26 protein-coding genes are annotated in these 26,891 nt (G+C 41.1%); 13 read left to right on the plus strand and 13 right to left on the minus strand.

Going from position 1 to position 26,891, the window contains the following annotated elements; translation table 11 throughout:
- Nucleotides 1-5 precede the first annotated feature (5 nt).
- The 8 genes from ACR65H_RS00315 to ACR65H_RS00350 all read right to left on the minus strand — a co-directional run bounded on the left by ACR65H_RS00315 (nucleotide 6) and on the right by ACR65H_RS00350 (nucleotide 9,005).
- Nucleotides 6-707 (minus strand): MgtC/SapB family protein, encoded by a 702-nt coding sequence (locus ACR65H_RS00315; protein WP_440498574.1) that lies wholly within the window; start codon nucleotides 705-707, stop codon nucleotides 6-8.
- A gap of 42 nt (nucleotides 708-749) precedes the next feature.
- The gene (locus ACR65H_RS00320) at nucleotides 750-1,526 is read right to left on the minus strand and encodes a sugar phosphate isomerase/epimerase family protein (protein WP_440498063.1); all 777 of its coding nucleotides are present in this window, start codon (nucleotides 1,524-1,526) and stop codon (nucleotides 750-752) included.
- An 18-nt stretch (nucleotides 1,527-1,544) separates the two neighbouring features.
- Nucleotides 1,545-2,891 carry an MFS transporter gene (locus ACR65H_RS00325; protein WP_440498064.1) on the minus strand — a complete coding sequence of 449 codons (1,347 nt, stop codon included), beginning with the start codon at nucleotides 2,889-2,891 and terminating at the stop codon, nucleotides 1,545-1,547.
- Nucleotides 2,892-3,236: 345 nt separating this feature from the next.
- Nucleotides 3,237-4,229, minus strand: coding sequence for an ABC transporter ATP-binding protein (locus tag ACR65H_RS00330; protein WP_440498065.1), 993 nt, complete (start codon nucleotides 4,227-4,229; stop codon nucleotides 3,237-3,239).
- Nucleotides 4,226-5,248: an ABC transporter ATP-binding protein gene (locus tag ACR65H_RS00335; RefSeq protein ID WP_440498066.1), complete on the minus strand. Its 1,023-nt coding sequence runs from the start codon at nucleotides 5,246-5,248 to the stop codon at nucleotides 4,226-4,228. The genes ACR65H_RS00330 and ACR65H_RS00335 overlap by 4 nt, the downstream gene beginning before the upstream one ends.
- Before the next feature lie 13 nt (nucleotides 5,249-5,261).
- Nucleotides 5,262-6,311 (minus strand): oligopeptide ABC transporter permease, encoded by a 1,050-nt coding sequence (gene opp3C, locus ACR65H_RS00340; protein WP_440498067.1) that lies wholly within the window; start codon nucleotides 6,309-6,311, stop codon nucleotides 5,262-5,264.
- The gene (locus ACR65H_RS00345; protein WP_440498068.1) at nucleotides 6,308-7,240 is read right to left on the minus strand and encodes an ABC transporter permease; all 933 of its coding nucleotides are present in this window, start codon (nucleotides 7,238-7,240) and stop codon (nucleotides 6,308-6,310) included. The genes opp3C and ACR65H_RS00345 overlap by 4 nt, the downstream gene beginning before the upstream one ends.
- Before the next feature lie 100 nt (nucleotides 7,241-7,340).
- Nucleotides 7,341-9,005, minus strand: coding sequence for a peptide ABC transporter substrate-binding protein (locus ACR65H_RS00350; protein WP_440498069.1), 1,665 nt, complete (start codon nucleotides 9,003-9,005; stop codon nucleotides 7,341-7,343).
- A 140-nt stretch (nucleotides 9,006-9,145) separates the two neighbouring features.
- Between ACR65H_RS00350 and ACR65H_RS00355 the strand changes: the two genes are divergently transcribed.
- From ACR65H_RS00355 to ACR65H_RS00390, 8 genes are all read left to right on the plus strand, one after another.
- Nucleotides 9,146-9,520 carry a DUF3899 domain-containing protein gene (locus ACR65H_RS00355; protein WP_440498070.1) on the plus strand — a complete coding sequence of 125 codons (375 nt, stop codon included), beginning with the start codon at nucleotides 9,146-9,148 and terminating at the stop codon, nucleotides 9,518-9,520.
- Between the two features lie 453 nt (nucleotides 9,521-9,973).
- Entirely contained in the window at nucleotides 9,974-11,044 is a 1,071-nt protein-coding gene (locus ACR65H_RS00360) for an FxLYD domain-containing protein (protein WP_440498071.1), read from the plus strand.
- A 14-nt stretch (nucleotides 11,045-11,058) separates the two neighbouring features.
- Nucleotides 11,059-12,195, plus strand: coding sequence for a S1C family serine protease (locus ACR65H_RS00365; RefSeq protein ID WP_440498072.1), 1,137 nt, complete (start codon nucleotides 11,059-11,061; stop codon nucleotides 12,193-12,195).
- Between the two features lie 307 nt (nucleotides 12,196-12,502).
- The gene (locus tag ACR65H_RS00370; protein WP_440498073.1) at nucleotides 12,503-14,209 is read left to right on the plus strand and encodes a methyl-accepting chemotaxis protein; all 1,707 of its coding nucleotides are present in this window, start codon (nucleotides 12,503-12,505) and stop codon (nucleotides 14,207-14,209) included.
- A 117-nt stretch (nucleotides 14,210-14,326) separates the two neighbouring features.
- Nucleotides 14,327-15,562: an EAL and HDOD domain-containing protein gene (locus ACR65H_RS00375; protein WP_440498074.1), complete on the plus strand. Its 1,236-nt coding sequence runs from the start codon at nucleotides 14,327-14,329 to the stop codon at nucleotides 15,560-15,562.
- A gap of 13 nt (nucleotides 15,563-15,575) precedes the next feature.
- On the plus strand, nucleotides 15,576-16,049 hold the full coding sequence (locus tag ACR65H_RS00380) for a chemotaxis protein CheX (protein ID WP_440498075.1): 474 nt from the start codon (nucleotides 15,576-15,578) through the stop codon (nucleotides 16,047-16,049).
- Nucleotides 16,050-16,282: 233 nt separating this feature from the next.
- Entirely contained in the window at nucleotides 16,283-18,034 is a 1,752-nt protein-coding gene (gene ggt, locus ACR65H_RS00385) for a gamma-glutamyltransferase (RefSeq protein WP_440498076.1), read from the plus strand.
- A 265-nt stretch (nucleotides 18,035-18,299) separates the two neighbouring features.
- Nucleotides 18,300-19,244 (plus strand): threonine ammonia-lyase, encoded by a 945-nt coding sequence (locus ACR65H_RS00390; protein ID WP_440498077.1) that lies wholly within the window; start codon nucleotides 18,300-18,302, stop codon nucleotides 19,242-19,244.
- 121 nt (nucleotides 19,245-19,365) lie between these two features.
- On the opposite strand, the gene ACR65H_RS00395 is transcribed toward ACR65H_RS00390, so the two are convergent.
- The 4 genes from ACR65H_RS00395 to ACR65H_RS00410 are packed head-to-tail and all read right to left on the minus strand — an operon-like array spanning nucleotide 19,366 to nucleotide 22,050.
- Entirely contained in the window at nucleotides 19,366-19,632 is a 267-nt protein-coding gene (locus tag ACR65H_RS00395; protein ID WP_440498575.1) for a YkgJ family cysteine cluster protein, read from the minus strand.
- A 19-nt stretch (nucleotides 19,633-19,651) separates the two neighbouring features.
- Complete coding sequence (locus ACR65H_RS00400) at nucleotides 19,652-19,993, minus strand: hypothetical protein (protein WP_440498078.1); 342 nt, start codon at nucleotides 19,991-19,993, stop codon at nucleotides 19,652-19,654.
- Nucleotides 19,983-20,510: a hypothetical protein gene (locus ACR65H_RS00405; protein WP_440498079.1), complete on the minus strand. Its 528-nt coding sequence runs from the start codon at nucleotides 20,508-20,510 to the stop codon at nucleotides 19,983-19,985. The genes ACR65H_RS00400 and ACR65H_RS00405 overlap by 11 nt, the downstream gene beginning before the upstream one ends.
- A 1-nt stretch (nucleotide 20,511) precedes the next feature.
- Complete coding sequence (locus ACR65H_RS00410) at nucleotides 20,512-22,050, minus strand: DUF1524 domain-containing protein (RefSeq protein ID WP_440498080.1); 1,539 nt, start codon at nucleotides 22,048-22,050, stop codon at nucleotides 20,512-20,514.
- Between the two features lie 565 nt (nucleotides 22,051-22,615).
- Here ACR65H_RS00410 and ACR65H_RS00415 point away from each other — a divergent pair.
- The 5 genes from ACR65H_RS00415 (at nucleotide 22,616) to ACR65H_RS00435 (ending at nucleotide 25,659) form a co-directional block, all read left to right on the plus strand.
- Nucleotides 22,616-23,284 (plus strand): N-formylglutamate amidohydrolase, encoded by a 669-nt coding sequence (locus ACR65H_RS00415; RefSeq protein WP_440498081.1) that lies wholly within the window; start codon nucleotides 22,616-22,618, stop codon nucleotides 23,282-23,284.
- Complete coding sequence (locus ACR65H_RS00420) at nucleotides 23,284-24,384, plus strand: hypothetical protein (protein WP_440498082.1); 1,101 nt, start codon at nucleotides 23,284-23,286, stop codon at nucleotides 24,382-24,384. Before ACR65H_RS00415 ends, ACR65H_RS00420 begins: the two co-directional genes overlap by 1 nt.
- A gap of 16 nt (nucleotides 24,385-24,400) precedes the next feature.
- Nucleotides 24,401-24,529, plus strand: a complete 129-nt coding sequence (locus ACR65H_RS00425) for a hypothetical protein (RefSeq protein WP_440498083.1) — start codon at nucleotides 24,401-24,403, stop codon at nucleotides 24,527-24,529.
- A gap of 149 nt (nucleotides 24,530-24,678) precedes the next feature.
- Entirely contained in the window at nucleotides 24,679-25,149 is a 471-nt protein-coding gene (locus ACR65H_RS00430) for a DinB family protein (protein WP_440498084.1), read from the plus strand.
- Between the two features lie 21 nt (nucleotides 25,150-25,170).
- Nucleotides 25,171-25,659, plus strand: coding sequence for a GNAT family N-acetyltransferase (locus tag ACR65H_RS00435; protein ID WP_440498085.1), 489 nt, complete (start codon nucleotides 25,171-25,173; stop codon nucleotides 25,657-25,659).
- 136 nt (nucleotides 25,660-25,795) lie between these two features.
- On the opposite strand, the gene ACR65H_RS00440 is transcribed toward ACR65H_RS00435, so the two are convergent.
- Complete coding sequence (locus ACR65H_RS00440) at nucleotides 25,796-26,785, minus strand: zinc-dependent alcohol dehydrogenase family protein (protein ID WP_440498086.1); 990 nt, start codon at nucleotides 26,783-26,785, stop codon at nucleotides 25,796-25,798.
- Between the last annotated feature and the right edge of the window lie 106 nt (nucleotides 26,786-26,891).

Raw genomic sequence — 26,891 nt, forward strand, 5'->3', positions numbered from 1 at the left:
CGCTGTCAACTGATGATTTCAACGTTTTGTACATAATCAATCTCTTTAATCATGAAGTAAATCCGGGGTAATGAATGCTTTACATTCACCCTCGTCTTAATCTCCAAAAGATGCTGTTCTTCGTCTTGTAAATCTTTAATTCTCGACTGTGAAATGGAAAACCGCTGTTTCGTAAGTTCGTCCATCACCGTCTTGATGCCTTCGGACTGATTCACTGTAATCCGGAGAGTCAGATCTCTTCTTTTCAAACGCTTCGGACCGAAGCGACTTACAAAAAGCGGAATCAGTTCAACACTTATGAGAAGGAGAAGAACACCGAAAATCGCTTCTATATAAAAACCTGCACCAACTGCAATGCCGATTCCTGCCGCTCCCCAAATCATCGCCGCTGTCGTCAGACCGGATATTCGTTCATTTCCCCGTCGCAGGATGACGCCCGCTCCAAGAAACCCGATGCCAGAAACAATTTGTGCCGCGAGCCGAAGCGGATCCATCTGTATCCGGACGTCATCGCTGCCCGGGAAAGAATAGGCGGATTCAACAGAAACGATTGTCAGCAAACAGCTGATGATGGAGATGACGAGACTCGTTTTCAGCCCAAGAGGCTTGCGCTTCAACTCTCTCTCCAATCCGATGACGAGACCAAGAACCGCCGAAATACTAAGCTTTGTTATCATTTCAACATCAGCCAGTTGCAACCATTCCATCTGCATCAGCTCACCCCCTGATCCGCTTCTCACGGCTTATTGTCAATATGAAAATTGTGCTGACGGATGTCGGATGATATCTTCCAAACTATACGTATATGGATTGATTTCAAACACAATCGGTCCGTCATAGTGATGCTTCTGTAACACGTTCAAAAGTGATTCTGTATTGATTCCTGTTTTTCCGTCTCCAGGCAATTGATGCAAATCTCCCTTTGCATCATTGTCAGAGTAGTGGACGGAAGCGAGGAGCTTGCCCAACCGGGAAATCGTTTCCTCAAGAGGTGCACCGAGAACCGCCAAATGACCTGTATCTAAACAAGCTGCTGTGCCGGTCTCCTCCAAGATTTCCAACCATTCGTCAACCGTGGAAGGGAAAATATGCGTATAATTCAACTTGTCCGGGATTTGATTTTCAAATAACAGTGTGCTGCCGAGCTCTTCAGCCATTTTGCGCGTACGAGTGAGCCGATCGATGACAAGCTTCTTCGCCTCTGCATGACCTTCAGAAGCCCAAGCCATGCCGCCGTGAATGACAGCATGTCCCCCGCCATAAGTCTTAAGTTTTTTAAACCATTGCTCATTGACTTTGAAGATCAAGTCCTCAACTTCCTGAAATGGGGAAGCTAGATTCAAATCATGGAAAGGAAGGTGCAAACCGATTTTGAGTCCCGCTTCCTTCGCGAGTTCCATATCTTTTTCGGCAGTCAGATGCTCCGCCCATATTTCGACTCCGTCAAAGCCGGCGTTTCGTATTGCCGCCATATCTTCAGCTGTTTTCTCTTGGCCTGCAGACCAAAGACTAAACCACTTTTCCATCCAGAACTCCTCCTCGTATTACTGATGTTTAACCGTTTCAAACTCAGCATTAATTTCTTCCAACTTGATGCCTTTTGTTTCAGGTGCAAGCGTGTAAGTGATCAGTAGCCCAACGAGTGCTACACCGGCAAATACACCTAATGCAGCAGAATTCCCCCATACAGCGACAACGTTCGGGAAGACTAATACACCTAAGATAGAACCGATCCGGCTAACAGAAGTCGCAAATCCGGATGCTCCTGCCCGCAGGCTTGTCGGGAACAATTCTGTCGGATAAACGAAATTCAAAATTCCTCCACCCATGTTTGCAAAAAGGACCGCAATACTGAAAAGAACGACCAAGAACACGAGTGTCGGATGTGGATTGAATGTGAGAACTAGCAGACCCGCTGTCAATCCTGCGAATGACGTGATAAGCAATGGACGACGGCCCCAACGCTCAACGAGGTTCATACCAATGATAGCCCCGAAGAGCCCTAAGATGCTGACAATCGAGGAAGCTACATACGTCTTATGTAGATCTCCCTGTGTAAACGCCGAAAGAATAGTCGGTGTATACATGGAAATGCCATAGTAAGAAGTCGAGTAACAGAACCAGAATCCTGAAACGAAGATGGTTCGTTTAATCAACTTCTTCGAGAACAGCGTGCTAAGCGGAACTTTTTTCGTTTTCGGTTCCGGGAGTAGGTCGACTTTACTTCCTGTAATATTGAAAATGACTTCTTGCGCTTCCTTTTCCCGCCCTTTTGAAACAAGCCAACGAGGTGATTCTGGTAGACCGATCCGGAAGATGAAAATGATAAGAGCAAGAATAGCCCCCAACAAGAACATATACCGCCAAGCATGATCACCTAACGGAGCAAAGACGATTCCACTCATATAAGCGACAACCGCACCGACAAACCACATAGCTGCAAGGAACGTTCCCTGCTTACCCCTATTTTTCGTTGAACTGAATTCAGAAACCAATGTAGCTGAAATCGGATAATCGGCACCAATCCCGATCCCGAGTAAAAATCGAAAGACAATGAGCCAAATAACATTCGGTGCAACCGCTGTCAAAACTGCAAATAAGACAAATGCAATTAAGTCAATCGTAATCATCGCTTTTCGTCCGAAGTTATCGGTTAGCCGCCCAAGCCATGCTGCACCAATAAAAGAACCGATAATAGCAGATGCCGTAAGGAGACTCTGTTCCCAAGGCATTATACTCCACTGTTTTAAAATCAAAGGCATTGCCACAGCGATAATCGTCAAGTCAAATCCGTCTAAAAATGTTCCCCCCGCCGAAACAATCTTCACTTTCCGTTGAAATTTTTCAAGTTTCTGCGGATCTGCTGGCGAGTCCAAATAATCGAAAGCCATACATCTTCCCCTTTTCATTTAAAAATTTTGAAATACGAATCTTTACGATATTCCCTTCTAAACGGCCGTCTTTTCAAACTTCCCTCCTTCATTAACACAAAAAAACCGGCAAAGCCTAATAAATGCAGTTACCTGTAACAGGCTGCATAAATGGCTTCGCCGGGTTCTCATCGTCTCTACCCGGTAATTTACTATTCAATTCCCTCTAGTAACGGGATTGACATAAGCATAGCAATTTCGACATTTCTCGTCAATAGTTTTGTTGTTTTCAGATAATGATAGATGAGTGGTTGTAAAGTCAAGATTTAGTGATAACACCTTAGATTCAATAGATACTCCAATCTACTAACCCCTTCTAGCCATCAGTTCTTCATCATATAGATGGCAAGCGACAAAATGTCCTGGCTTCCTTTCGACAAATTCAGGAGCAAGTTTAGAGCATACGTCCATTGCTTTCGGGCATCTTGTGTGGAACCGACAGCCGCTTGGAATATCTATAGGGCTAGGAACATCGCCTTTTAACAGAATTTGAATTCTAGAGCGCTCTAAATTAGGATCAGGTAGTGGAATTGCTGAAAGCAGTGCCTCCGAATAAGGGTGCATTGGATTTTCATACAGATTTTCACTTTCCGTCAACTCCACAATCTTTCCCAAATACATGACTGCAATTCGATCGCTTATGTATTTCACCATCGACAGGTCATGTGCGATAAATAAATAAGTCAACCCTTTTTCTTCTTGTAATGTTTTCAACAAGTTAACGATTTGAGCCTGGATGGATACATCGAGAGCTGCAATCGGCTCATCCGCCACTATGAACTGCGGATCTACGGCAAGTGCACGGGCAATGCCTATTCGCTGTCTTTGTCCCCCACTGAATTCATGGGGATAGCGCCCCGAATGATTTTTATTCAATCCAACAAGTTCCAACAATTCATTTACTTGTTGTTCGCGGTCTTTCTCGGATATATTTGGTGCATGAATAAGCAAACCTTCCGAAATGATTTCCATAACAGTCAAACGTGGATTAAGAGACGAGTATGGGTCTTGAAAAATCATCTGCATATCACGCTTTTTCTTTTTACTCTCTTCCTTACTATACTTTGCATGGACATCTTTACGATCAAATAGGATTTCACCGCTTGTTGGCTGATAAATTTGAGTGATTGTTCTTCCAACTGTCGACTTGCCACAACCTGATTCGCCAACAAGGCCGAGAGTTTCTCCTTTTTTAATCGTAAAGCTAATTCCATCCACTGCCTTCAACGTATCTTTTCTATTTATTTTAAAATGTTTTTTTAAATCATTAATGACTAGCAAATCTTCATTTTTCTTCATCGCTCTGCACTCCCAACTGTTTCAGGTGCATGATTTCGTGACGCGCGAGAATCTTGCATCCAACATAATACAGAGTGGCTCTCACTTAACTCTGTTTTCCGTGGATGATAATCATGGCACACTGCCATCGTATACGGGCATCTTGCCGCGAAAGGACATCCAGTCCCCAAGGTTGCTAAGTCCGGAGGAGAACCCGGAATAGGTATAAGCGGTTCTGATCTTTTAACATTTAAATTCGGCATTGAACCCAGAAGTCCTAACGTATATGGGTGTTGCGTTTCGTAAAATATTTCATCCAACGTCCCATACTCTACCACTTCTCCAGCATACATAACTGCCACTTTATCAGCCATATTCGCAACGACACCAAGATCATGCGTAATAAGCACAATTGCCGTATCCATTTTTTCTTGCAAGTTTTTCATGAGCTGCAAAATTTGCGCTTGGATAGTAACGTCTAGGGCTGTTGTCGGCTCGTCGGCAATTAATACCTTAGGAATACATGCTAATGCCATCGCAATCACTACACGCTGCCGCATCCCACCCGAAAACTGATGCGGATAAGCATCAATTCTTTTTTTCGCATTTGGTATTCCTACAAGCTCCAACATTTCCAACGCTCTTTGCCTTGCCTCACTTTTTGTCAAATTTTGATGTTTCTTAAGTCCCTCCATAATTTGCTTGCCAATTTTCATCGTTGGATTCAATGATGTCATCGGGTCTTGAAATACCATGGAAATCTCTGAACCTCTCACTTTCTGCATATCTTGTAATGACAAGTCCAATAAATCCCGGCCCTCAAACTTAATTTCGCCTTGCGGAATTACAGCGCTATGTTTAGGCAATAACCGCATGATCGATTTTGCCGTAACAGACTTTCCAGAACCAGATTCACCAACAATTGCGAGGGTCTCTCCCTTTTTCAATGAAAAACTGACGCCTCTCACCGCAGTAATTGCTCCGTTTCGGGTCTTGAATGAAACGTGCAGATTGTCTACGTCTAGTATATCTTCTTTCAATTTTTGACCCTCCCTATTTTCTCATTTTCGGATCCAGAGCATCACGGAGACCATCTGCTAGTAAGTTAAAAGAAATCATGATCAAACTGATAACAACTGCAGGAAAAATAAGTTTATATGAAAAGTAACGCATAGATTTATAGCCATCTTCAATTAACACTCCAAGAGAAGCAAGCGGAGCCTGTAAGCCTAGACCGATGAAACTTAGAAATGCTTCAAAAAATATAGCCGTCGGAATCGTGAACATGACCGTAACAATGACAGGACCCATTACGTTTGGCAATAGATGTTTACCTATTAGTCGTGCATTCGATGCCCCTAGTGTTCTAGAGGCTAGGATGAATTCCTGACCTTTCAGTTGTAGGATTTGCCCACGCACAACACGTGCCATCCCTACCCAGCCGGTAACGATAAGCGCCAAGATGATGGAAGTAATTCCGGGGTCCAAAATGAGAATGAACAAGATAATCACAATCAAATTTGGTATACCAACTAGAACTTCAATTATCCGTTGCATTATATTATCGAGCCGCCCTCCGTAAAAAGCGGATATGCCTCCATAGAGAACACCGATTGCCAAATCTAGCGCAGCAGCCACAACTGCAATGAATAATGAAATCTGCGTTCCTTTCCAAACCCTTGTCCACAAATCCCTTCCAAACTCATCTGTTCCAAACCAATAATTTTCTTCTATATTTCTTGTTGCATATAAGTCGTTGCCTTTTACATCCTTACCATTAAAACCAAGCCATTCGAGACCAGATACTTTTGGCGGTAGGTTAGAGTGCGCTAAGTTTTGACTACGATAACTATGTTCATTTATTGCCGGACCTACCAAAGCCAAGAGCGTTAATAGTACAAGGACAATGAGAGAAAAAACCGCCCCCTTGTTTTTGAATAGGCGCTCCCTTGCTTCTTTCCAAAAAGATATGGACGGGGTCAATATTTCTTCACTGACGTCCCGGTCCAGTGGAGCAGCAACAAATAGATCATCAGGAGGCTCGGCAAATGGCGGCTTCGAATCAATACGATTTTTTTTCTCTTTTACATTGATTGTTTTCATACCTGTTCTGCCCCCTTATAGTCAATTCGGGGATCCAAGAACCCGTAAAGAATGTCAACGATGAAGACGACTAATATGAATAGAGCACTATAGAAAAGCGTAATCCCCATAATGACACTGTAATCGAGAACTAGGATCGATAAAGTGAATTGTTCCCCGAGCCCAGGAACGGAAAATATTTTTTCGATTACAAGCGTACCTGTCATAATGGACACTGCCAATGGACCAAGCATTGTGACTACCGGAATGAGCGCATTCCGAGTGACGTGCTTTACAATGACTGCCGACTCGCCCAATCCCTTTGCTCTAGCGGTCGTGACGTAATCCTGTCCAAGCACCTCCAGCATTTCACTTCGAATAAACCTAGCCACCGTCGCGATAACTGTTACCGACAAAGCAAACGAAGGCAGAATTGTACTTGAATACCCTTCCCATAGAGCAACGGGGAGCCACTCCAGTTTTACCCCTACATAATATTGCAAAAGTGCTGCAAATACGAAGGACGGAATCGACATACCAAGAACCGCAATTGTCACAGACGTATAATCATAGACAGAGTTATGTCTCAAGGCAGAAAACACGCCTAGCAAAAGACCAATAATGGAGCCAAAAATAAGCGCTTGCAGGCCAATGAATGCAGATGGGCCGATTCGATCGCCAATCATACTGAAGACAGTCCGTCCTTCGTATTGAAACGAATAACCTAAGTCACCCTGTAATAGGTTTCCGAGGTATTTCAGGTATTGAATTGCTACCGGTTGATCCAAACCGTATTTCGCATTGAGAATTACCAACTGTTTCTCTGTTAACTTTTCGGGATTCGTAAATGGCGTTCCCGGTATAAGCTGCATAAGAAAAAAGGTGGCGGTCACAATGACGAAAAGCGTAACAATCATGAATCCCAGTCTCTTAAGCATGTAACCTTTCACATTGCCCCCCCTATCTCAAAATACTTTGATCTGTTCATAAAATTAAAAAAGAGGGGTGCGCCAGTTGGACACCCCCGCTTTTCTGACGCTTCTGTTACTATCACTCCTCGATATAAGCCCATTTGTAATCAAATTCAGCGCCTGATGGGTGTTTTACTAAATTTTTGATAGTACCCCGCTTAAGAATTGCAGTTCCCTCTTGGTAAAGCGGTGCGATTGCAGCATCTTCAACCAATAAGATTTTTTCAATTTCCAGCAACATCTCAAAACGTTTGCTTAAATCCGTTTCGACATAGGCTTGCGCAACCAAGTTGTTAAGTTTTGGATTGTCGTAACCCATACGGTTGGCCGATCCGCCTTTCACCCACATATCCAAGTAAGTCATTGGGTCACTATAGTCTGGTCCCCAAGATGATAAAGAAATGTCATATGTGATAGCTTTTTCAATTTCAAGGCGTTGCGCAAATGGTACCGCTTTAATTTCAAGCTTAAATCCTGGAAGATTATCTTCAAGCTGTGCTTGCAAATATTCTGCAACTTTCTTATGTGATTCAGAATCAGCAATGTTAATAGATACAGTGACTTCTTTTTCTCCAATTTCGGCTAAAGTTTTTTCCCACAATGCCTTGGCTTCTTCTGGCGTGCCTTTATTAATATCGCCGTTAAGCTCACGGTAGTCCTTTTGATCTGGAGAGAAATAATACCCCCCTGCTACAACTCCATATAAAGGTGCAGATCCATCTTGCAAAATGATATCCGTCAGCCCATCACGATCAATGGCCATATTAATGGCTCTACGGATTTCTGGATTTCCAAGGACTGGGTGGCTATGATTAAATCGTAAAAAAATGATATCGGATTCCTTTTCAATTTGAAAATCCTTGTCGTCTTCGTATTGTTGAACGAGAGCAGATGTCAGTATGGTACGATCAAGTTTTCCAGTTTCATATAGATTGGCTCCTGTGGAAGGCTCTTTTACAACAATGACTTCAACCTTGTCGAGTTTTACATTGTCAGCATCCCAATAATTTTCATTCTTTTCCAGTGTCCATCCTTGCTCATGCGTCCAGCTAACAAGCTTGAATGGTCCATTTGCTAACACATTTTCTGCTTCAAGTGCATATTGATCTCCGAGCTCCTCAACAAATTTTTGATTTTGCGGAAGGAATGTAGGGAAAGAAAGCAGCGTTACAAACAATGGATTCGGACTTTCGAGTGTCACTTCAAGTGTAAGATCACCTGTCGCTTTGATACCAAGCTCATCCGCATCCATTTCCTCATTCATAATGGCTTCTGCGTTTTTAATGCCAGCCGTAGCAATCATATAGTTATAGGGCGCTGCTTCTCTCATGACACGTTTCCAAGCGTACTCAAAATCGGCAGCGGTTACCTGATCCCCATTGCTCCATTTCGTATCTCTTAATGTGAATGTATGAACAGTTTCATCTTCACTTACATCATGTTTTTCAGCTAACGCCAAAATACTTTCATTGTTTTCATCTTGGCGATAAAGACCCTCGTTGGTATTGTTCAAAACGTTAAAAGCAACGCCATCATGCGCTTTTGTTGAATCCATTGTTGGAATTTCCGCTGAAGCACTTAATCTTAGCACTTGATCTGCTTTTGCCGTCTCGCCTTCTTTAGCAGTACCTTCTTTTCCTTCGTTACTCCCTTTATCCTTATCTGATGAATTGAAGTTACAACCAGATAAAACAAGAGCAAAAATTGTTAGGAAAATAAATGCCAGCCATTTTTTATTCTTCATCTTTGTTCCCCCCTTGTAATATTTATGAAATATTTATACAATTATAAGCGCTAACATTCTAATTAGCAATAAGAATTTAAATTATCAATAAATTATTTAGAGGCTGATTTCCCTATAGAACTTAAAGGAGTATACTACCAATGAAAAAGTTGTTTTTCGCCTCCTTACTTACCGTACCTTTCCTGTTAAGTATCTGTACACTACTATTCTCACCAATGAATCTTGTCCACTTATTGGATATCATCTTTTTTATCGGGCTCTTTTTTTTACTCATTGGAAGCGTGATAGTAGTCATTCAAGCTGGATTTTTCAATGCCTTCATCTCTTCTTCTAAACATTTCTTTTCAACTGTCAATAAAAGAGAGCAATCCATACGAAGCTTCGAAGGCAAAAATAGTGAAAAACTGGGTTATAAAAAAGAGTATCCAAGTATTAAACATATTCTATTGCTTGGCGCTGTTTATTTTTCATTTAGTCTCGTTGCCTCCATTATTGTTGTCACTCTAGGGTATTGAGTAAGTCTTACAGTTTCAGGAACTCCCCTGTAAAAGAAATGTTTCAATTAGCATTAGCAAATTATCGAGACATGAAAAGGGATGCCATCATAAAACGATAGCATCCCTTCCCATATCAGTTATCCCTTCAAACTCACTCACGTTCCCAGTCAGTAAATAAATCCGTCTTCCGCTTCGGTCGCATCGGGGTAAACCATTTTATAATGAGTGTAAATTACTCTAACGATTCTTCAAGCATAATATTTTATTTAATCAATTATATGGTAAGATTTTCTCATAGAGAAATATAGGAGGATAGGCATGTATTGTAATCAGTGTGGAGAAAAAAATGCGAATGACTCAAAGTATTGTTCCAGTTGTGGAAAGCAGATGCAACTGGCCGAGGAAGAAAAAATTGATGTCCCTTCACAACATGAAACTGCATTACCTGTAAATGAAAAAGAAGGGGTCGTCATGAAGCGTAATAATGATAAAAGTGCAAAAGTGAACTGGCTGCCGTACATTTTTCCAATTGCAACATTAGCCTTAGTAGCGACAGGTCTACTATTTTATTATCTACATGAAAAGTCAATTAACGAGGATGTTATCGGGATGATGGCGGAAGCTGAAAAAGTAGCCATTTCAAAGGATTATGAAAAAGCTTCATCTCTATTAAGAAAAGCAAAGAAACTTCGCCCACAATATTCCGCCCTACATGATGACTTGAGTCTGATTGAGAGAGCAATGAAATATGAAGAACAGGCCGATAAAATCAATAATAGCATCAAGAAGGCGGATTTTGTAAAGGCGTCTACTCTTCTTATCACATTAAAAGAGGATTTGAATAAAGAAGATAGCACCCTATTTGATCATCACAAAACAAAAACTGAACAACAAACAGTACATATTACCGTCGGAACAATCAAAAAAGAGCTGAATGAATTAACTACCATCGACCAACTTGGAGGCAAGTTATCCGTTTTATCAACTTTGCCTGAAAAAGAGGCAAGTTCCGTAAAGAATGAAATTGTGAATAAAATTATGCAAATCAGTAGTGACAAGGTAGAAAAACACCTTGCTGAAAATCAATTTTCTGATGCGATTTCAACGGTTGATAATGGGCTTCAGTTTGCAGCAAATCATGAAAAGCTATTGGCACTGAAAAATCGTATTGTAGATAGCAAAACTGCATTCGAGAAAGCTGAACAAGAAAAAATTGAAAAGGCAATGGAGGTTGCTGCATTAGAGGATTTGGAAAACAGAACGAAGGCTGTATATGTAGACGATTTTTCAGTAGAAATTGATGAGTATGGGGACTTATACATCTCTGGTAACGTTCAAAACATAGCAACAAGAAGCCTATATAATGTTACGGTTGAGTATTCGATTTACGATGAATACAACACCTACCTTAGAAGTGGGAGTACAACCGTTTATCCTTATTACTTGAATCCTGGGAAATGGGGATTCTTTGAATATACTTATTACGGGGTCTACCAAGATGTGTATGTAGAAATCGACAATATTACATGGTACCTCGATTGAAGAAGGTGAATCGTATGAAAAATTGGGTCATTAGTATTTCTTTCTCTCTGCTAATTTTAGGCGGAGGTATTTATGGGTTTATTACAATTAAGAACCTCGTCCCCAAGCAACTAACAGCTCCATCTGCTTTGCTAGTACAGACAGATACAACGGAAACAGATGACAAGGTAGTTCCAACTGAACTTAAAGAGATAATCCATGAAACTGAAAAACTTGTTGTTAAAATCCAATTACCTGATGGTTCTTTAGGTTCCGGTTTTCTTTATAATCATAAAGGGGACATAGTGACAAATGCACATGTAGTCGCCAATGCAAAAAACGTGACAGTCAGCATGTCTGATTCACGGGAATTCACAGGAACTGTCATTGGCATTAGCAGAGATACTGATATCGCAGTCGTTCGAGTTAGCGCATTAGAAGGAACAACACCGCTTAAAATAGCAAAAGAAAGAAAAGCGGAAATCGGGGATGAAGTGTTGGCATTAGGAAGTCCATTAGGCCTTCAAAATACAGTCACGACTGGCATTATTAGCGGCGTCGACCGTGACTTTGATCTAGAGCCATTTCACTACGAAGATGTCTTTCAAATTTCTGCTCCTATCACTTCTGGAAATAGCGGTGGACCACTTGTTGATAGTAAAACAGGTGAAGTGATAGGAATTAATTCAGCAGGAATTGACCAAGGTACTATCGGATTTAGCATCCCGATTGTCAACGTCATTCATATATTGGAAGGTTGGTCAGCCTCTCCGATGACTGCATTACCTGAAGTTAACATCGCATCCAACGATTTATACTCACAAGAAACAACATATTCAATGGAAGATTATGCATTATATCTTGTGAATTATTTCTATGAGAACATTAATTATCAAGACTATGTCACTGCATACTCCCTATTAGGAAGCAAATGGAAATCAAATACGGATTTCGAAAATTTCCGGAATGGCTATTTAATGACTGATTCTGTCGAAATCGATAATGTAACCTCTACTATAACCGATGATACTGTTTCGATAGTCGGTATCATTACCGCCAAAGAATTCGTTAACGGATCCAGCCAGTTTAGCAAATACAAGGTGACATACGAAGTACGCTACGAAAATGATCAATTGAAACTTGTTTCTGGAAATGGGACGAAAATCGAATAACTTGAAGAGCTCTGTTCAATCAAAACAAAATATCTGTCAAATACAGACTTCCACAGTAAAAATAATGATCACCTGGCTTCAGCTATACAGAAGCCAGGTGATCATTGATTTTCACAGACTAAGTCCCCCTCTATCACACGAAAACTTTCAAACTGTTATGTAATAACTCTTAAAAAACCTAACCAATATATCACGGCAAAAAGTCCTACCCTACTTGGCATTCTTCAAATTTAGTGATACTATAGTTAGGTTGAAATTTTAAGTATATTAGTCCTATGGAATACAAATTAGAAATGGAGTCTTGTAGTTGAAAAGATTAAAACGCAACAGTATTTCGACGAAATTCAACCTTTTAGTCATTGGAATTATCCTCTTTTTATCACTTGTCATTGGAGTTGTGGCGTTTTTTCAAATTGATAAAAGTATGATGAATGTGTATGAGGATAGAGTGAAAATCGTCTCTGAAATCGGCTATAAATGGCTAGATGAAAAGTATGAGGGCGATTGGGATATTAAAAATGGTGAGCTATATAAAGGCAACTCTATCATGACTGGTAACAATAAGTTGTTGGAAGAGCTCGGTGCCATCACAAATGGCGCAGTGACCATCTTCCAAGGGGATATTAGAGTTGCGACAAATGTTATTGGTGAACATGGAGAACGAGCAATCGGAACGAAAAGTGATCCCACAATTGCGGCCATCGTTTTGGATAAGGGAGAGACGTACATAGGGGAAGCTGATATTGTCGGACAGAAACACTTAACGATGTATCAGCCAATTACTAATAAAAATGGCGAAGTGATTGGCATGTGGTTAGTCGGCCCTCCAATTTCTGTAGTTGGGGAGACGATTTTTTCATTATTAACATCGATCGCCCTAGCATTGGTCATTACTGGAGTCATCGCAGTCATCCTGAGCCTTCTTTTCGTTCGTTCAGTTGTTCGGCCAATCCGGACGATCAACCTTCAATTGAAGGAAATCGCGGAAGGGGAAGGCGACTTAACAAGAGAGCTTGCTATCAATTCAAAAGATGAACTTGGTGAATTAGCTACGTCATTTAATCAAATGATAGGCAGCCTACGGCAGATGATACAACAAGTAAGTCTCACTTCACAGCAAGTGGCTGCATCTTCTGAAGAGTTAACTGCAAGCACCGAGCAGACGACAATGGCGACAAGCCAAATCGCCTCATCCATTCAGGAAGTCGCTTCCGGCGCAGAAGCTCAAGGGATAGGGGCTGCCGAAAGTTCTACATCGATGCAAGAAATGGCTGACAACATACAGCAAATTGCGGAAACAACTTCCACAGTTTCGGAAGTAGCTGTTGAAACGACTAAAGAAGCGCATCTTGGCCACGAGTCTTTACTACAGGTCATCCAGCAAATGAATACGATTCACGCCACTGTAGATGATACGGCTGCTGTCATTCGCCAATTGGAAAAGCGGTCGAACGAAATCGGTGAAATCATCGCAGTGATTACAGGGATCGCGGACCAGACGAATCTGTTGGCATTAAATGCCGCGATTGAAGCGGCACGCGCTGGGGAAAATGGAAGAGGATTTGCTGTCGTTGCCGACGAGGTTCGGAACCTTGCAGAGCAATCAAAAATATCAGCCGAGAAAATTACTGGTCTGATCAATCAAATACAAAGAGATACAAACCATGCTGTTACCGTTATGCAAAAAGGAACGGAAGAAGTCTCGCTCGGATTGACTGCCGTCCAACAGACAGATGATGGATTCGGAAGAATATTGGAGTCAATCGAAAATGTCGCAGGCCAAATTCAAGAAGTGTCAGCGATCACGGAAGAAGTGGCGGCAAGCGCGGAACAAATTAACGCGTCAATTGAGGAAATGGCAAGTATCGCACATACTTCCGCATCCAACACACAAAATGTTGCAGCAGCTTCTGAAGAACAGATGGCATCAATGGAAGAGATCTCAAACTCCTCTGCCTCCCTCTCAAAAATGGCTGAGGATTTGCAAGAGATGGTCGGTCGATTCAAAGTATAAAGTGAATAAATCGGATGGGAAAAAGATTATTTTTCCCATCTGATTTATTTCCGTATACCACCTTAGACTCTACTTCAAATGTGTTTGTGATAATTAAAACTAATGAGGTGCGAGGAATTGGAAGAAATTTTTGTAGGAAGACAACCTATTTTAGATGCGAAGGGTAATTTATTTGCATATGAATTACTTTATCGAAATAGCAATAAAAACTTTTTTCCGGATATCGATCCGGAGATTGCTACAATCGGAGTTATCGTCAACACATATTTGTCACCAGGATTTGAGCATATTGCAGCAAAGAAAACATTCGTCAATTTTTCAGCTTCACTTCTCACGACGGATATTTTTGACACGCTCGACCCGGATCGGATTATCATTGAAATTCTAGAGGATGTGGAAATTACTCCCGTCATTCTTTCCAAACTGCAAAAGTTAAAGAGGGCCGGATTCCAACTGGCGCTAGATGACTTTATTCTTCAAAAGCAATTCAATTTGTACCCGGCCTTATTTCAACTAATCGATCTCATAAAAGTTGATTTTATGTCCACTACCGAATCACAGCGAGCCGCCATTGAATCCTTAAAAACGACGTACCCTCATATCACCTTTCTAGCCGAAAAAGTGGAGACTGAAGAAGAATTTAATCAAGGAAAATCAATAGGCTATGAACTATTCCAAGGTTATTTTTTTGCGAAGCCTGATATCGTGAAGAACAATAAATTACCCGCTGACACGTTGCTCTATTTTGAAATTCTAAAATTGTTGAATGAAGAGACACCCAACATTGAGAAAATTGCCGCTTTAATTATGCAGGACATATCATTGTCTTATAAACTTCTAAAGCACTTGAACACATATGCTTTCAAGTCTTCAAAGAAAGTCATCTCCGTTCATCAAGCGATTGTCATTATGGGGTTGAAAGATTTTAATAAATGGATTCAATTTCTGGCCATTTATCAAAAATGCTCCCAAGAACCGGATGGGCGTGCAAAGGTGTTGATGAACTATTCAGTAGCACGAGCAAATTTATGTGAACTGTTAGCTGCACATTGCGGAAAGCAGAACACAGATGAATACTACATGTTAGGAATGTTTTCACTTATCGATGTCATTCTGAAGCAGGAACCGTCCTATATCTTTCCGTTGATGCCTGTAACGACGGAGATCATTGATACATTATGCGGACATAAGACAGAAATGACTCCTTATCTTCGCATCGTCCAGGCTCTTGAACGTTTGGACTATTCAGGAGCGCTTACACTAGCGGAAACACTCGGAATCAGTGAAAAAGATCTGAGCCTTATCGCTTTGAAAGCGACACATGCAGGCAATGAAGCGGTAACAATAAATTGAAGGAGATTGTAACGTGGTACTAGCTGAAGAAATAAATACAAACATAAAAGACAACATTCACTTCTTATCGAATGGCATTTACACGTCCATAAAAAACATTGTCCCGATGGAGATAGCTTTTGAAAAACCAGTACTACAGCAATTGCACCACATCGAACACGGCATTATGATCGAAACCATCGGAGACTTGAAAGGGCAATTGGCCATCATTGGTAACCACGATGCCTTTAATTCAATTGCGCAGAGAATGTATGGCTTGGCATTGGATGGTGATATGCTCGACTCCTTTTGCTGCGAATTAACGAATATGATCGGAGGAGCATTCGCGACAATTTTGGACGTAAGCAACATCCATATGGACATTTCAGCTCCTAGGATTATCAAAAAGGATACTATATTTTCGGATACGGCATCAGCAATTCAGTTTCGGTGCATCCTGGAGAATGGATCCCTCTTGAGTATTTGTTATTCATTAAATGAACAATAAAAGTCAACCAGCCATCTGGTTGACTTCTTCTTTTCCTAGAAAGCTTTTCTTCACTAATCCCCCTTCTAAAATCCAAAACTTCCATTCTCGAAGTATATAGTTAGCAATTTATCAACCAATTCAATATAATCGTATTATTGTAGTCTATTCACTACAATTTTCCACAATAAAGAGAAGGGAGGCTTCCAGTTACAAAATTGGCAGTTCACAACTACTTTTTAAGGGGTGGGATGATGAAGAAGCGTTTGAGATGGCTGTTTGCAGTTCCGTTAAGTTTGGTGCTCGTGTTCAGTATGTTGCCTATGGGGATGGCTAAAGAATTGGATATGAATTACGACAATTATCGTCAGGTGGCGACTGGTCTGGATGGTATGGTGACGACCGCGCATCCGCTTGCGAGTCAAATCGGAGCTGAGGTTCTTAAAAACGGAGGAAATGCGATTGATGCTGCGGTTGCGATCCAGTTTGCTTTGAACGTCACCGAACCGATGATGTCAGGTATCGGTGGCGGCGGATTCCTTATGTATTATGATGCTGAAGCAGATGAGACGTTAATCTTGAACAGCCGTGAGCGGGCGCCTGCTGGAGCTACACCGGATATGTTCCTTTACGACCACGGAGACCCGATCCCTTTTGCAGAAAGAGCAACTGGCGGTAAGGCTGTCGGCGTGCCTGGAACGTTGAAAGGTCTTGAAGAAGCGCTTGAACGATGGGGAACAATGTCGATGGAGGAATTGATCGACCCTTCTATTCAACTCGCACGAGATGGCTTCCCAATTGACTATGTTCTTGCAGAGGCAATTGAGGATAATAAAGCAATGCTTCACCGAACTGCGGCTAAAGATGTATTCATTCCGAATGGACAACCATTGCGTGAAGGGGACATTCTCATTCAAAGCGATTTGGCAAAAGCGTTTGAACTTATTAAAACAGAAGGAACTGATGCATTTTATAAAGGAGCAATTGCCGAGGCGATTGCAGACGTTGTCCAGCAATACGGCGGCTCTATGACAACTGAAGACTTGGCAGCTTACGAGGTGACGTTGGACGAGCCAATTTGGGGAGAATACAAAGGCTACCAGATTGCTAGCATGCCGCCACCAAGTTCAGGCGGAGTGTTCTTGCTTCAAATGCTTGGCATCCTTGACGGCGTAGACTTATCTCAATACGATGTGAAATCATGGGAGAAATATCATTTGCTTGCGGAAGCGATGCACCTTGCCTACGCAGACCGCGCGGCTTATGCAGGAGATCCGGAATTTATTGATGTTCCATTAGAAGGATTGCTTCACCCCGACTACATTCAAGAGCGTTTAGCCTTGATTAATCTTGACTCCATGAATGAAAAACCGGAAGCTGGAGACCCATGGGCATATGAGAGTGCAGCGAAGGAAGCTGTAATTGTCGAACAACCGGATGATAAAAATCCGGGCGAGACAACACACTTCTCTGTTGCTGATCAATGGGGCAATGTCGTTTCCTACACAACAACGATCGAGCAATTATTCGGTACAGGCATCATGGTACCGGGCTATGGCATCATGCTGAATAATGAACTAACTGATTTTGATGCTGTGCCAGGCGGGGCGAATCAAGTCGAACCGAATAAACGACCGCTTAGCAGTATGACACCAACAATCGTCTATAAAAATGGCAAGCCGGTCATGAGCGTCGGATCGCCGGGTGGCCCGACTATCATCACATCGGTGCTGCAAACGATCATCCATTCCATTGCCTATGACATGGAACTAAAAGCGGCAGTCGAAGAGCCAAGAATCTATACGAACAACACCTCTTCCTACCGCTATGAAGAAGGCATTCCAGAAGAAGTGATGGAGCAATTGCGGAAGATGGGCCATAAATTCGGTGAGAACTCAACGGTAATCGGGAATGTCCAAAGCATCTGGATTGACCAGAAAGAAGGCATTTACAAAGGAGTTGCCGATTCCAGTCGTAATGGTGCGGCGATTGGGATTGATTTCTAACATTTGATTGAAACGCTCTGCGGACAGAAAGAACAGGCGGTGAAAAACGATTCGTTTTTCGCCGCCTGTTCTATTTAGGTTATTGCGGCATTTTCATTGTGTTGCGCGCCGATTTCATTGTGTTGCGATTGACTTTCATTGTGATACACACCGCCTTCATTGCGTTGCGATTGACTTTAAATATTTCCGAATGTAACATTGATTCTATTTATTAGCTGTATAATGGAAGTGACACTTTGCTAGGCAAATAGGAGGGATAAAGCACATGATTTCATTACAAGAAGTGAAAGAAGCAAGAGAACGTATCAGCGCTATCGCGCATATAACGCCAATTCTACAATCCGAACAACTCTCCAAACTATGTGGCAATCAGCTATTTTTAAAATCGGAGCACTTACAAAAGACAGGTTCGTTTAAAATACGAGGAGCAAGCAACAAAGTTATACATGCGATTGAAAATGGCGCGAAGTATGTAACAGCAGCGTCATCTGGCAATCACGGCCAAGCCGTTGCTTACGTTGCCAATAAATATGGAGTTCCGGCTACAATTGTCGTTCCTGAAACTGTTAGCAAATGTAAAGTGAACGCCATTCAAGCTTACAATGGCAAAGTCGAAATGTGCGGGACTACATCTGCAGAGCGCATACCAAGAGCACAGGCGATTGCCGATCTTGAAAACGGTATATTCATCCCTCCTTATGACGACCCATTCATTATGGCGGGACAGGGAACGGTTGGATTAGAAATATTGGATCAGGTGGAACATGTCGATGCGATCATTGTCCCTATCGGAGGCGGTGGACTTCTATCCGGAATTCTGACTGCCATTAAAGAAACGAATCCGAAAATAAAAGTGATCGGTGTAGAGCCTGAGCTTGCCGATGACACATACCTGTCATTGCAAAACAAGAAAATCACCGCGATTGATGCTACTGCTACCATCGCGGATGGATTAAGATCCAGTCAACCAGGCGACCTCACCTTCCCTGTTCTTATGAAGTATCTTGACGATCTTGTCCTTGTGAGCGAAGAGGAAATCCGGCAGGCATTCAGCTTCGTTTTAGAAAGGACGAAACAACTGATAGAACCATCGAGTGCTACGACGGTAGCAACGGCTATGTTCAATAAAGTAAATATCCAAGGTAAAAACATTGTAACTGTCATTTCGGGTGGGAATGTGGATTTAGATAAGGTTCATCAATTGATGTGAATGTTACGGAGTACATGGCCACATTCAAGATTGTTAAATCATGCAACACAAAACGAACGTCCAGTGCGGACGTTCGTTTTATTTTTCTATGATATCAACCTTCTTGTTACGCCCCTCTACATCACGTCAAACGAAATGAGCTAGGCAAACTCAACGCTTCCTGGATTTCATTGCAAGCCTTTTTATTCAAGTCGTAGAATTCTTCTAACGACAATGTATCCTTATAGTGACGCTCATACATCTTATCAATCCTGCAAATCTCCGGCCTTCGGTTGTAAATCAGGCATGAATTCGTTGTAGGAGACAAATAGACACAGACACCTTTGCCATTGTTGTACTCAGCCAACTCCTCCACTTTGTCGATGTTGCGGCAACACCCGCCACACATTGTACACGGAAAAGAGCCATTATGATTGGAATTCACGGTTCACCTCACGCAGTGCACGGTCAAACTCAAATAGTTCATGTTCATCGAATACTTTTCTGAGCTTCTTTTTCTTTCTTTCGGCTGCCTTAATATTTCTTTTCCTATATTTATTTGCTTGTTTCGCAGCCAAGTAATCCGACGCCATTTCCTTCCCTTCTGTAAAACAGGATATCAATAACCCTATCACACCTAAAGGGACGACAACAAAAAGGGCCGGCGGGAATAGGAATCCTAATATTAACGAAACGAGGCCGAGACCTAGCCCTCCGAAGAATAACTGCTTTACAAAGCCGATTATGAAATACACGATACTAAGAAGCATGTTGACCTCCATCGACACTCTCTAATGCATTTTCATTCAATGAAATTAAGTGCTTCACTTCATAGGAATATTTATTGGAAATATACATTTTAATCAAGCCCTTCTCCTCCAACAAGATGCTCTTTCCGTGAAACATCTTATCGAGGATGGCGAAGATTGTACTTTCCGTTTCATCCAAATCACGGGTGCCATTCACTTCTAACCGCAGAAATTCCATATACTCAAACATCGCATATTCAAACAAAATCGCGCCGCGCGTACGTTTTTTCAACTTGCTTTTTTCAATAATCCGCAGTGCATTCAGGCTTTTATTTTCTGCCTTTAACACTTGGATCGTATGATTTTGCTTTTCGATAATTGTATTCAACTTTTCGATTTGCTGTTGTAACTGGATAATCGTATTTTTTAGTTCAGCAACTTCTGCGTTTCGGGATTTGCGTCCCGCTACATATCCCGTCGCTCCTGCTGCCCCGGCTAGCGCAGCGGCACCGGCAATAATGGCTAATGGTAGTGGCATGTTAATCCTCCTTGTCAAAAAAGTCGATCATGTCGTCTACATTTTGATCTGTCCTTTTAATCCGTTTCATGAAATGCTCGTCTTTATCATAAAAAATATCCTTGGAAACCGCGCTATATTGAAGTTCCAGCTTATTCCCGTGCTGCATCAATTCTTTCGATTTTTCAACAAGCGTCTTCGTCGAAGGGAGTTCGTCCACTAACTTATCAATCAAGTAAACAACCGTCACGATGCAAATTCCCGTCATAATCCCGACTAACGTCGTTGAAATAATATTTGCAATGCCACCAGGAATCCCGAGCGCTACCAACTTCTTCTCAACGATTTCCTCAATGAATAATCCCCCTGCAACAAACAAACCGGAGACTAACAACTTAATAGCTTCCCGAATCGCTTCCTGATAAGTCATATCCTTTGGCGGGAAAATCAGCATCTTTATTGCCCGGACAATCGAAAGCACACCTTCCCGTATAATGCGGACAATCCTTTTCGTTGTCGTTTTAAAGCAATTGATGATCGTTGTGAGAATACTGCTGAAAAAGCCGGAAACAATCCCCTCGCCTAACGCACTCATAATATTGGAAAGCTGGTTCTTCACTTTCGTCACAACACGTGAAAGCATTGCCTTCAGTTCTTTCGTCAGCCTTTTTTCTTTATAGTACCTTTTGAACTCACTGCGTTCTTTTTTAAATTCCTCAAAAAGCTCCTTTGAGAAGACATACATAAACATGCCCCATGCTTGGCGAATGCCCAACGTCAATCCTTCTGTAACGGCCGCTTTTCCGCCTTCTTTTGTATAGTAAGTGGCCTTCTGTAGTTTTGTAGGTGCATGATCATCGTAAGCTTCGTTTCCCCGTTGTCCCGCTGCACGCGTACGTCGGCCATCCAAACCGAATCGCTCCTTATTTGTGGCCTCCTGACTTTTAGGCGTATTTGAAATGAATTCCTCCAATGATTGGTCGCTCTTTGATTTATTCACAGATCCATCGATGACAATCAAATTCCGTTTGTCACTTGCGAAATTTGCCTTCGCGTCATCACTCAGCATGAAACCGCCGTTTTTATGGAAGCTTTTCAACGGAACGATATGATCCACATTCGGTGAATCGGTAACTTTGCCTGTATAACCATCTATATAAGCACCGTTTTTATTAAAATTCTCCGCACGGACCTGATCCGCGGCTGCTTTATATTTATATTTTTCACGCCGATAAGAAGTTTGTTCATTGGCATAAATTTCGTTTTGTGCATTATGTATGGTCGTAACCTGTCCACCAGTTTGATCTTTTTGATGAAAGAAAGGCCCTAGCCCGAATGCATTTATCACCGTCGTGGAAATAACCTCGCCGTACTCACTGACCAAGTCCTTTACGACCGGATTCTTTTCCGGTTTAAAATTCGTTTTTATATCTTCAATCGACAGTTCCAACTCCGTGACGTCAATTTCATTTTGTTCATATTGCTTATCGAAGTTTTCTTGAAAGAAATCATACAACTTATCAGAGGATATTTCAGTACGTTTGTTGATACTTAACACCATGTCTTTTCTCCCTCCACTACCCATATACACAGCTACTTTTATATTATCCATTTGTTGTTACTTTTGCAATAAAACGATTAAAAATGCATAGTTAAATGGAATCACTAGAAGCTGTTGAAAAACTTGAGCACATGCTTGCGGAGAGATGTCTCATTCGTTGTGTTGCGAGCCACATTCATTGCATTGCGATTTGCCTTTATTGCGTTGCAAGCCCGGTTCATTGCGTTGCGATTACGCTTCATTATTTTGCAAGCCACGTTCGTTGTGTTGCGATTACACTTCATTGCCTTGCGAGCCACGTTCGTTGTGTTGTGATTACGCTTCATTGCGTTGCGAGCCCCGTTCATTGTGTTGTGATTACCCTTCATTGCGTTGCGAGCCCCGTTCGTTGTGTTGCGATTACGCTTCATTGCGTTGCGAGCCCCATTCATTGCGTTGCGATTACGCTTCATTGCGTTGCAAGCCAGTTGCAATAAAACAGGCCAGGGAATTCCGAAAAATTTCCCAAACCATCCTATCACACTATGTTACTATGTAGTAGAATTCACTGAAAAAGGAGCAGATTATGTTCTCTAAATCGGATGTAAAGAGCATGTCGGATATTATCGAAAGCCAATTTTCTTATAATGACTACAATGGATTTGAACATTCTCTCTTTCCATATGATGTGAAGCTTGGGACGAAGCCGGTGCTACTTTCAGCACCGCATTCTGTCAATCATATGAGGAATAATGAAGTGAAAAAAGCGGATTTATATACGGGGACGATTGCGTCTATTATTCAACTTTATACAAACTGTTTTTGTATTTATAGTAATCGAATAGCAGATGAAGATCCAAACTACACGATTGGCGGCAAATACAAAGATGCGGTTAAAGAAATTTGCACACAACATGATATTCGTCTTGTGATCGATTTGCATGGTGCTGCCGCCACTCGAGAATTCGATATCGATTTAGGAACGATGGATGGAACGTCTATTGACGAAACAAGTGTTTCCATTATGAAAAGTCTGTTCAATCAGAATGGAATTCATGATATTCGATTGAATGATACATTCCCTGCTTCCCATAAAGGAACGGTCACTCACTTCACTAAACATAAACTGAACATCAATGCGATACAAATGGAGATTAATTATTTGTATCGCAACCCGAATAATACGGCTCAGTTTTCGACATTGCTGCAATCGTTAGTTGACATTGTCGATCACTTCGGAAAGGAATCATTGTAATGGAAACACCCAGCTATATTTTGACAAACACGCCTTCATTCGTCGCAAGACATCAAATAGAAGTTCACCCAAACGATTTAACAAAATTAAAAACGGAAAACCATCTTTATGTTACAGTCGGGGACGAATACGGCAATGAAGTTAGATGTATGATTCTTTCCAATTCTACTATCCAAATTGGACAAGCAAAACTATCGAAAAGGTGCTTACAATGTTTGGATTCCAAAACGAAGTCCATCTTCATTCATCCCGCTGAATTTCAATTTATCAATCGAGGAATTCCAAAAGTGGATGATATTAAAAAGAAAATTGTCTATGCCTCCCCTGATCTAATTGCAAAGTACTCTAACCAAGTGGAACTCATAAATATCAAGACTGGCTTTAGAATGAAGCTACAGTTACGCGCAAGAAAAGACAACATGACACAAAATAAAGTCTTTATCAACCGATATCATATGTTACTTCTCAACTTAGAAAAAGATAGTAATACAAAACTTGTCATTACTCAATCACCCATTGAGAGTGTCTCAATGACTCGAAAAATCATAAAAAAGATATTATCTATTTGTAATAACACAGTAAAAACTATCGGAAATTGGTTCATCGGATATCGTGAGATAGAGCTGCGAATTGGATATATTTATCCGTTCGATGAAAGCCATAAAGTTTCTAGAATCCACCCAAACATCAGGAGATTTCTAGGTGTCGAAGAAAGCGAAAAAATCGTCATTGCCTACAACGGGAAACGTGTGAAATTACCGATACTTGACTTAGATACAAAACATATTGGGGAAGTTTTTAAAGTCGAAGACGAATTTACAGATAGTCACTTATATATCGGTATTCCTGCAACGACAAGAAACGAATTGGACATCCCTAATATCGGGACGGTCGTTAAAGTAAGAAGAAGCATGAAGTTTTTACTAATGAAACATATAAATAAGCTCATTCTACCGATCATTGCGCTATGGTTTACGATATTTAACTTCGTCAAGGCCGATTCCATGGAAAACATAGTGAAAATAATACTTCTGATTGTGACGATCTCGCCTATTGTCATCTTTGCATCTCTTTCTGTTGAACGATCGAAAGTGAAATAGATTTAGAGGACTGCTTATGCGGTCGTTTTTTATCTCAGAAGACCCAATTACAACACTCCTACACGTACCGAATCCATTTTTAGTTGCCAAAACGGCAGCAATCAGCATTACGGAAATGTTCCTACCAGCCTTTTTAGTAGTATAAGAAACCATCGTATCAAAATTCGACGTTGCAGTAGAAGATAGACTTTAAATCTAACTTCTGTTTTTTTAATAGCTCTCCCAAAATCTATCCTTTCTTCCGAACGTTCATTCGTGTATATTTAATACATACCGATGAAAGGAGAATAAATGATGAACTCAATCGATTTAATTTTATTAAATTTCAGCGAAGTACGAAGAAGAAGTATTAAAGTATGGACATCGATCCCCGAAGAAAAACTGAACTGGAAGCCCGACGATGAGGCAATGACTTGTATAGAGACGATTAGGCATGTGCTAGAAAGTGAGCATTATTACCATTTAGCCATCCAAAATAGGGGCAGTTTGGAGGTATTTGACTCTCCATTTGAAAATAGACCTTTTTCTACTGTAGATGCGGAATTGAAATTTGCAGAACCATTTAGAAATCAGTTCTTAGAAACGGTTAAGTCATTTTCAAAAGAAGATTTATCAAATATTAATATTGATCGTTCTGATTCAGGTTACATAAGAAGTTTGGGTGATATGTTGCTAAGAGTCGCCTATCATGAATCAGTCCATACCGGTCAATTACTGGATTATTTAAGAACGGCTGGGGTTCCAAGAGTACGTGTTTGGGATTAATTTAATTCGGAGGTTCGTATAATGCTGTCTACTAAAGCTTCAGTTGTGCTGGTTGAGTATACCGATACATACGAGGAACACCTATCCAACTACTATTTACCGGAAGAACAACTCCAATTTACAAGTATGCCATTAGATAAAATCAACAATCCTTCTGTTTCTAGCACTGCTAACCATGTCTTAAATCTCGAAGACGGTGTTCCTGTAGGTTATTTTGCTCTAGAAGATGGCGAAAAGCTTTTAAAGTATAGTACTAATCCTACTGCTCGTTTGCTGACATCTTTCTCAATCGATGCTAGAAATCAAGGAAAGGGATTAGCCAAAATTGGGCTGCAGCTATTACCTGAGTTTGTTAGAAATAACCTTTTTGGAACTGATGAATTTGTACTCGGTGTCAACCAAAAGAACACGCCTGCTTACAATCTTTACTTAAAAACAGGATTTGTAGACGAGAACGAATTTTATGAAGGTCCAAAGGGGCCTCAACATATTTTGCATTTGAAAGTCTAATCAAAAGAGCTATAAAGCTCTTTTTTGCTTCACGGATAAAAGATAGTTTTTGTACCTTTGTTACATCCTCGCTAAAGCAAGGAATTCGGTTTATGATTTACAACAATCACACCATGTAAGGCAATAAATGGCCCTATCAGTTCGTTAAGATCACCTTACCTTGATTTCCATCCGAAGACTCAACGATCCGAACGGCTTCCCGTATTTCCGATAAGCTGAAATATGATTCAGGCCTCATAAGACTGATTTTTTCATCTATGATCAATGTGATTAAATGGTTAAACGTCTCTTGCCAAGCTTTCGCGGAGATCCTATTATTCCAATGCCGCAAATGAAATAATTTTGCATTCACTTTTGTCTCATTTGTAATTCTTGCCCAGTCTACTTGGATTCCTGATAAAAGACCTAAGGATAAAAAAGCACCTTCAGGACGAACACAAAATGCTAAGTTATTACCAGCTGCTCCTCCAATCGAATCAATAGCTGCATCGGCTCCAACTCCACCAGTTAAATCCATAACTGTTTCACGCAATGGATATAGAGAGGTATTAATCACATGAGAAGCACCGAACTTTAGTAGATCCTTTGAGTATTTATCATTCCTGGTTATCGCAATTAATCGGAAGCCGAGAACTTTTGATAATTGAGTAAAAATATGCCCGATAGCTGAACCGCAAGCATTGACCAAGAGGACATCATCTGGTTTTAACTCTAATTCTTCCGTACAAATAACCCACGCTGTAATTGGATTTATGTACATTTGCGCAGCTGTACTGTCATCAATAGAATCTGGAATTACTACTGCATATTCTGCTTTTGTTTTAACAAACTCTTGCCAAGTGCCTTCTCCTCTCAAAGGCAAAACACGTTTGCCAATAAGACTTCGAGATGCCGTGGGACCTACGTTTTCAATAATTCCGACTCCCTCATAACCCGGAATATTTGGTAATGCAATTCTATGAGAGTAAGCACCTCTTATCGGTATTAAATCAGATGGGTTAATTGGTCTGGCTACCATGCGCACAAGTACTTCGTCTTCTTTCGGAGGTTGAATATCTTTATATTCAACTTTAAGCACTTCTTGGGGGTTGCCAAATTCATTGAATATGAGACATTTAGCTTTCAAGAAACCCACTCCTTTAGTCGATTCTATGTTCATAACAACCTACCCCGTTTACGGAAGATTGATCTTATTGAAAATCAGTCAAATTTGCATAATAAGTATAACATCT

The sequence above is a fragment of the Sporosarcina sp. SAFN-015 genome, assembly GCF_059415085.1.

Bases quoted from the DNA above. Each gene is read 5' to 3' on its own strand.
- ACR65H_RS00315 (WP_440498574.1), bottom strand. From the start codon at position 707: ATGGAATGGTTGCAACTGGCTGATGTTGAAATGATAACAAAGCTTAGT.
- ACR65H_RS00320 (WP_440498063.1), bottom strand. From the start codon at position 1,526: ATGGAAAAGTGGTTTAGTCTTTGGTCTGCAGGCCAAGAGAAAACAGCT.
- ACR65H_RS00325 (WP_440498064.1), bottom strand. From the start codon at position 2,891: ATGGCTTTCGATTATTTGGACTCGCCAGCAGATCCGCAGAAACTTGAA.
- ACR65H_RS00330 (WP_440498065.1), bottom strand. From the start codon at position 4,229: ATGAAGAAAAATGAAGATTTGCTAGTCATTAATGATTTAAAAAAACAT.
- opp3C (WP_440498067.1), bottom strand. From the start codon at position 6,311: ATGAAAACAATCAATGTAAAAGAGAAAAAAAATCGTATTGATTCGAAG.
- ACR65H_RS00350 (WP_440498069.1), bottom strand. From the start codon at position 9,005: ATGAAGAATAAAAAATGGCTGGCATTTATTTTCCTAACAATTTTTGCT.
- ACR65H_RS00355 (WP_440498070.1), top strand. From the start codon at position 9,146: ATGAAAAAGTTGTTTTTCGCCTCCTTACTTACCGTACCTTTCCTGTTA.
- ACR65H_RS00360 (WP_440498071.1), top strand. From the start codon at position 9,974: ATGAAGCGTAATAATGATAAAAGTGCAAAAGTGAACTGGCTGCCGTAC.
- ACR65H_RS00365 (WP_440498072.1), top strand. From the start codon at position 11,059: ATGAAAAATTGGGTCATTAGTATTTCTTTCTCTCTGCTAATTTTAGGC.
- ggt (WP_440498076.1), top strand. From the start codon at position 16,283: ATGAAGAAGCGTTTGAGATGGCTGTTTGCAGTTCCGTTAAGTTTGGTG.
- ACR65H_RS00390 (WP_440498077.1), top strand. From the start codon at position 18,300: ATGATTTCATTACAAGAAGTGAAAGAAGCAAGAGAACGTATCAGCGCT.
- ACR65H_RS00395 (WP_440498575.1), bottom strand. From the start codon at position 19,632: ATGTGTGGCGGGTGTTGCCGCAACATCGACAAAGTGGAGGAGTTGGCT.
- ACR65H_RS00400 (WP_440498078.1), bottom strand. From the start codon at position 19,993: ATGCTTCTTAGTATCGTGTATTTCATAATCGGCTTTGTAAAGCAGTTA.
- ACR65H_RS00405 (WP_440498079.1), bottom strand. From the start codon at position 20,510: ATGCCACTACCATTAGCCATTATTGCCGGTGCCGCTGCGCTAGCCGGG.
- ACR65H_RS00410 (WP_440498080.1), bottom strand. From the start codon at position 22,050: ATGGTGTTAAGTATCAACAAACGTACTGAAATATCCTCTGATAAGTTG.
- ACR65H_RS00415 (WP_440498081.1), top strand. From the start codon at position 22,616: ATGTTCTCTAAATCGGATGTAAAGAGCATGTCGGATATTATCGAAAGC.
- ACR65H_RS00420 (WP_440498082.1), top strand. From the start codon at position 23,284: ATGGAAACACCCAGCTATATTTTGACAAACACGCCTTCATTCGTCGCA.
- ACR65H_RS00425 (WP_440498083.1), top strand. From the start codon at position 24,401: ATGCGGTCGTTTTTTATCTCAGAAGACCCAATTACAACACTCCTACAC.
- ACR65H_RS00430 (WP_440498084.1), top strand. From the start codon at position 24,679: ATGAACTCAATCGATTTAATTTTATTAAATTTCAGCGAAGTACGAAGA.
- ACR65H_RS00435 (WP_440498085.1), top strand. From the start codon at position 25,171: ATGCTGTCTACTAAAGCTTCAGTTGTGCTGGTTGAGTATACCGATACA.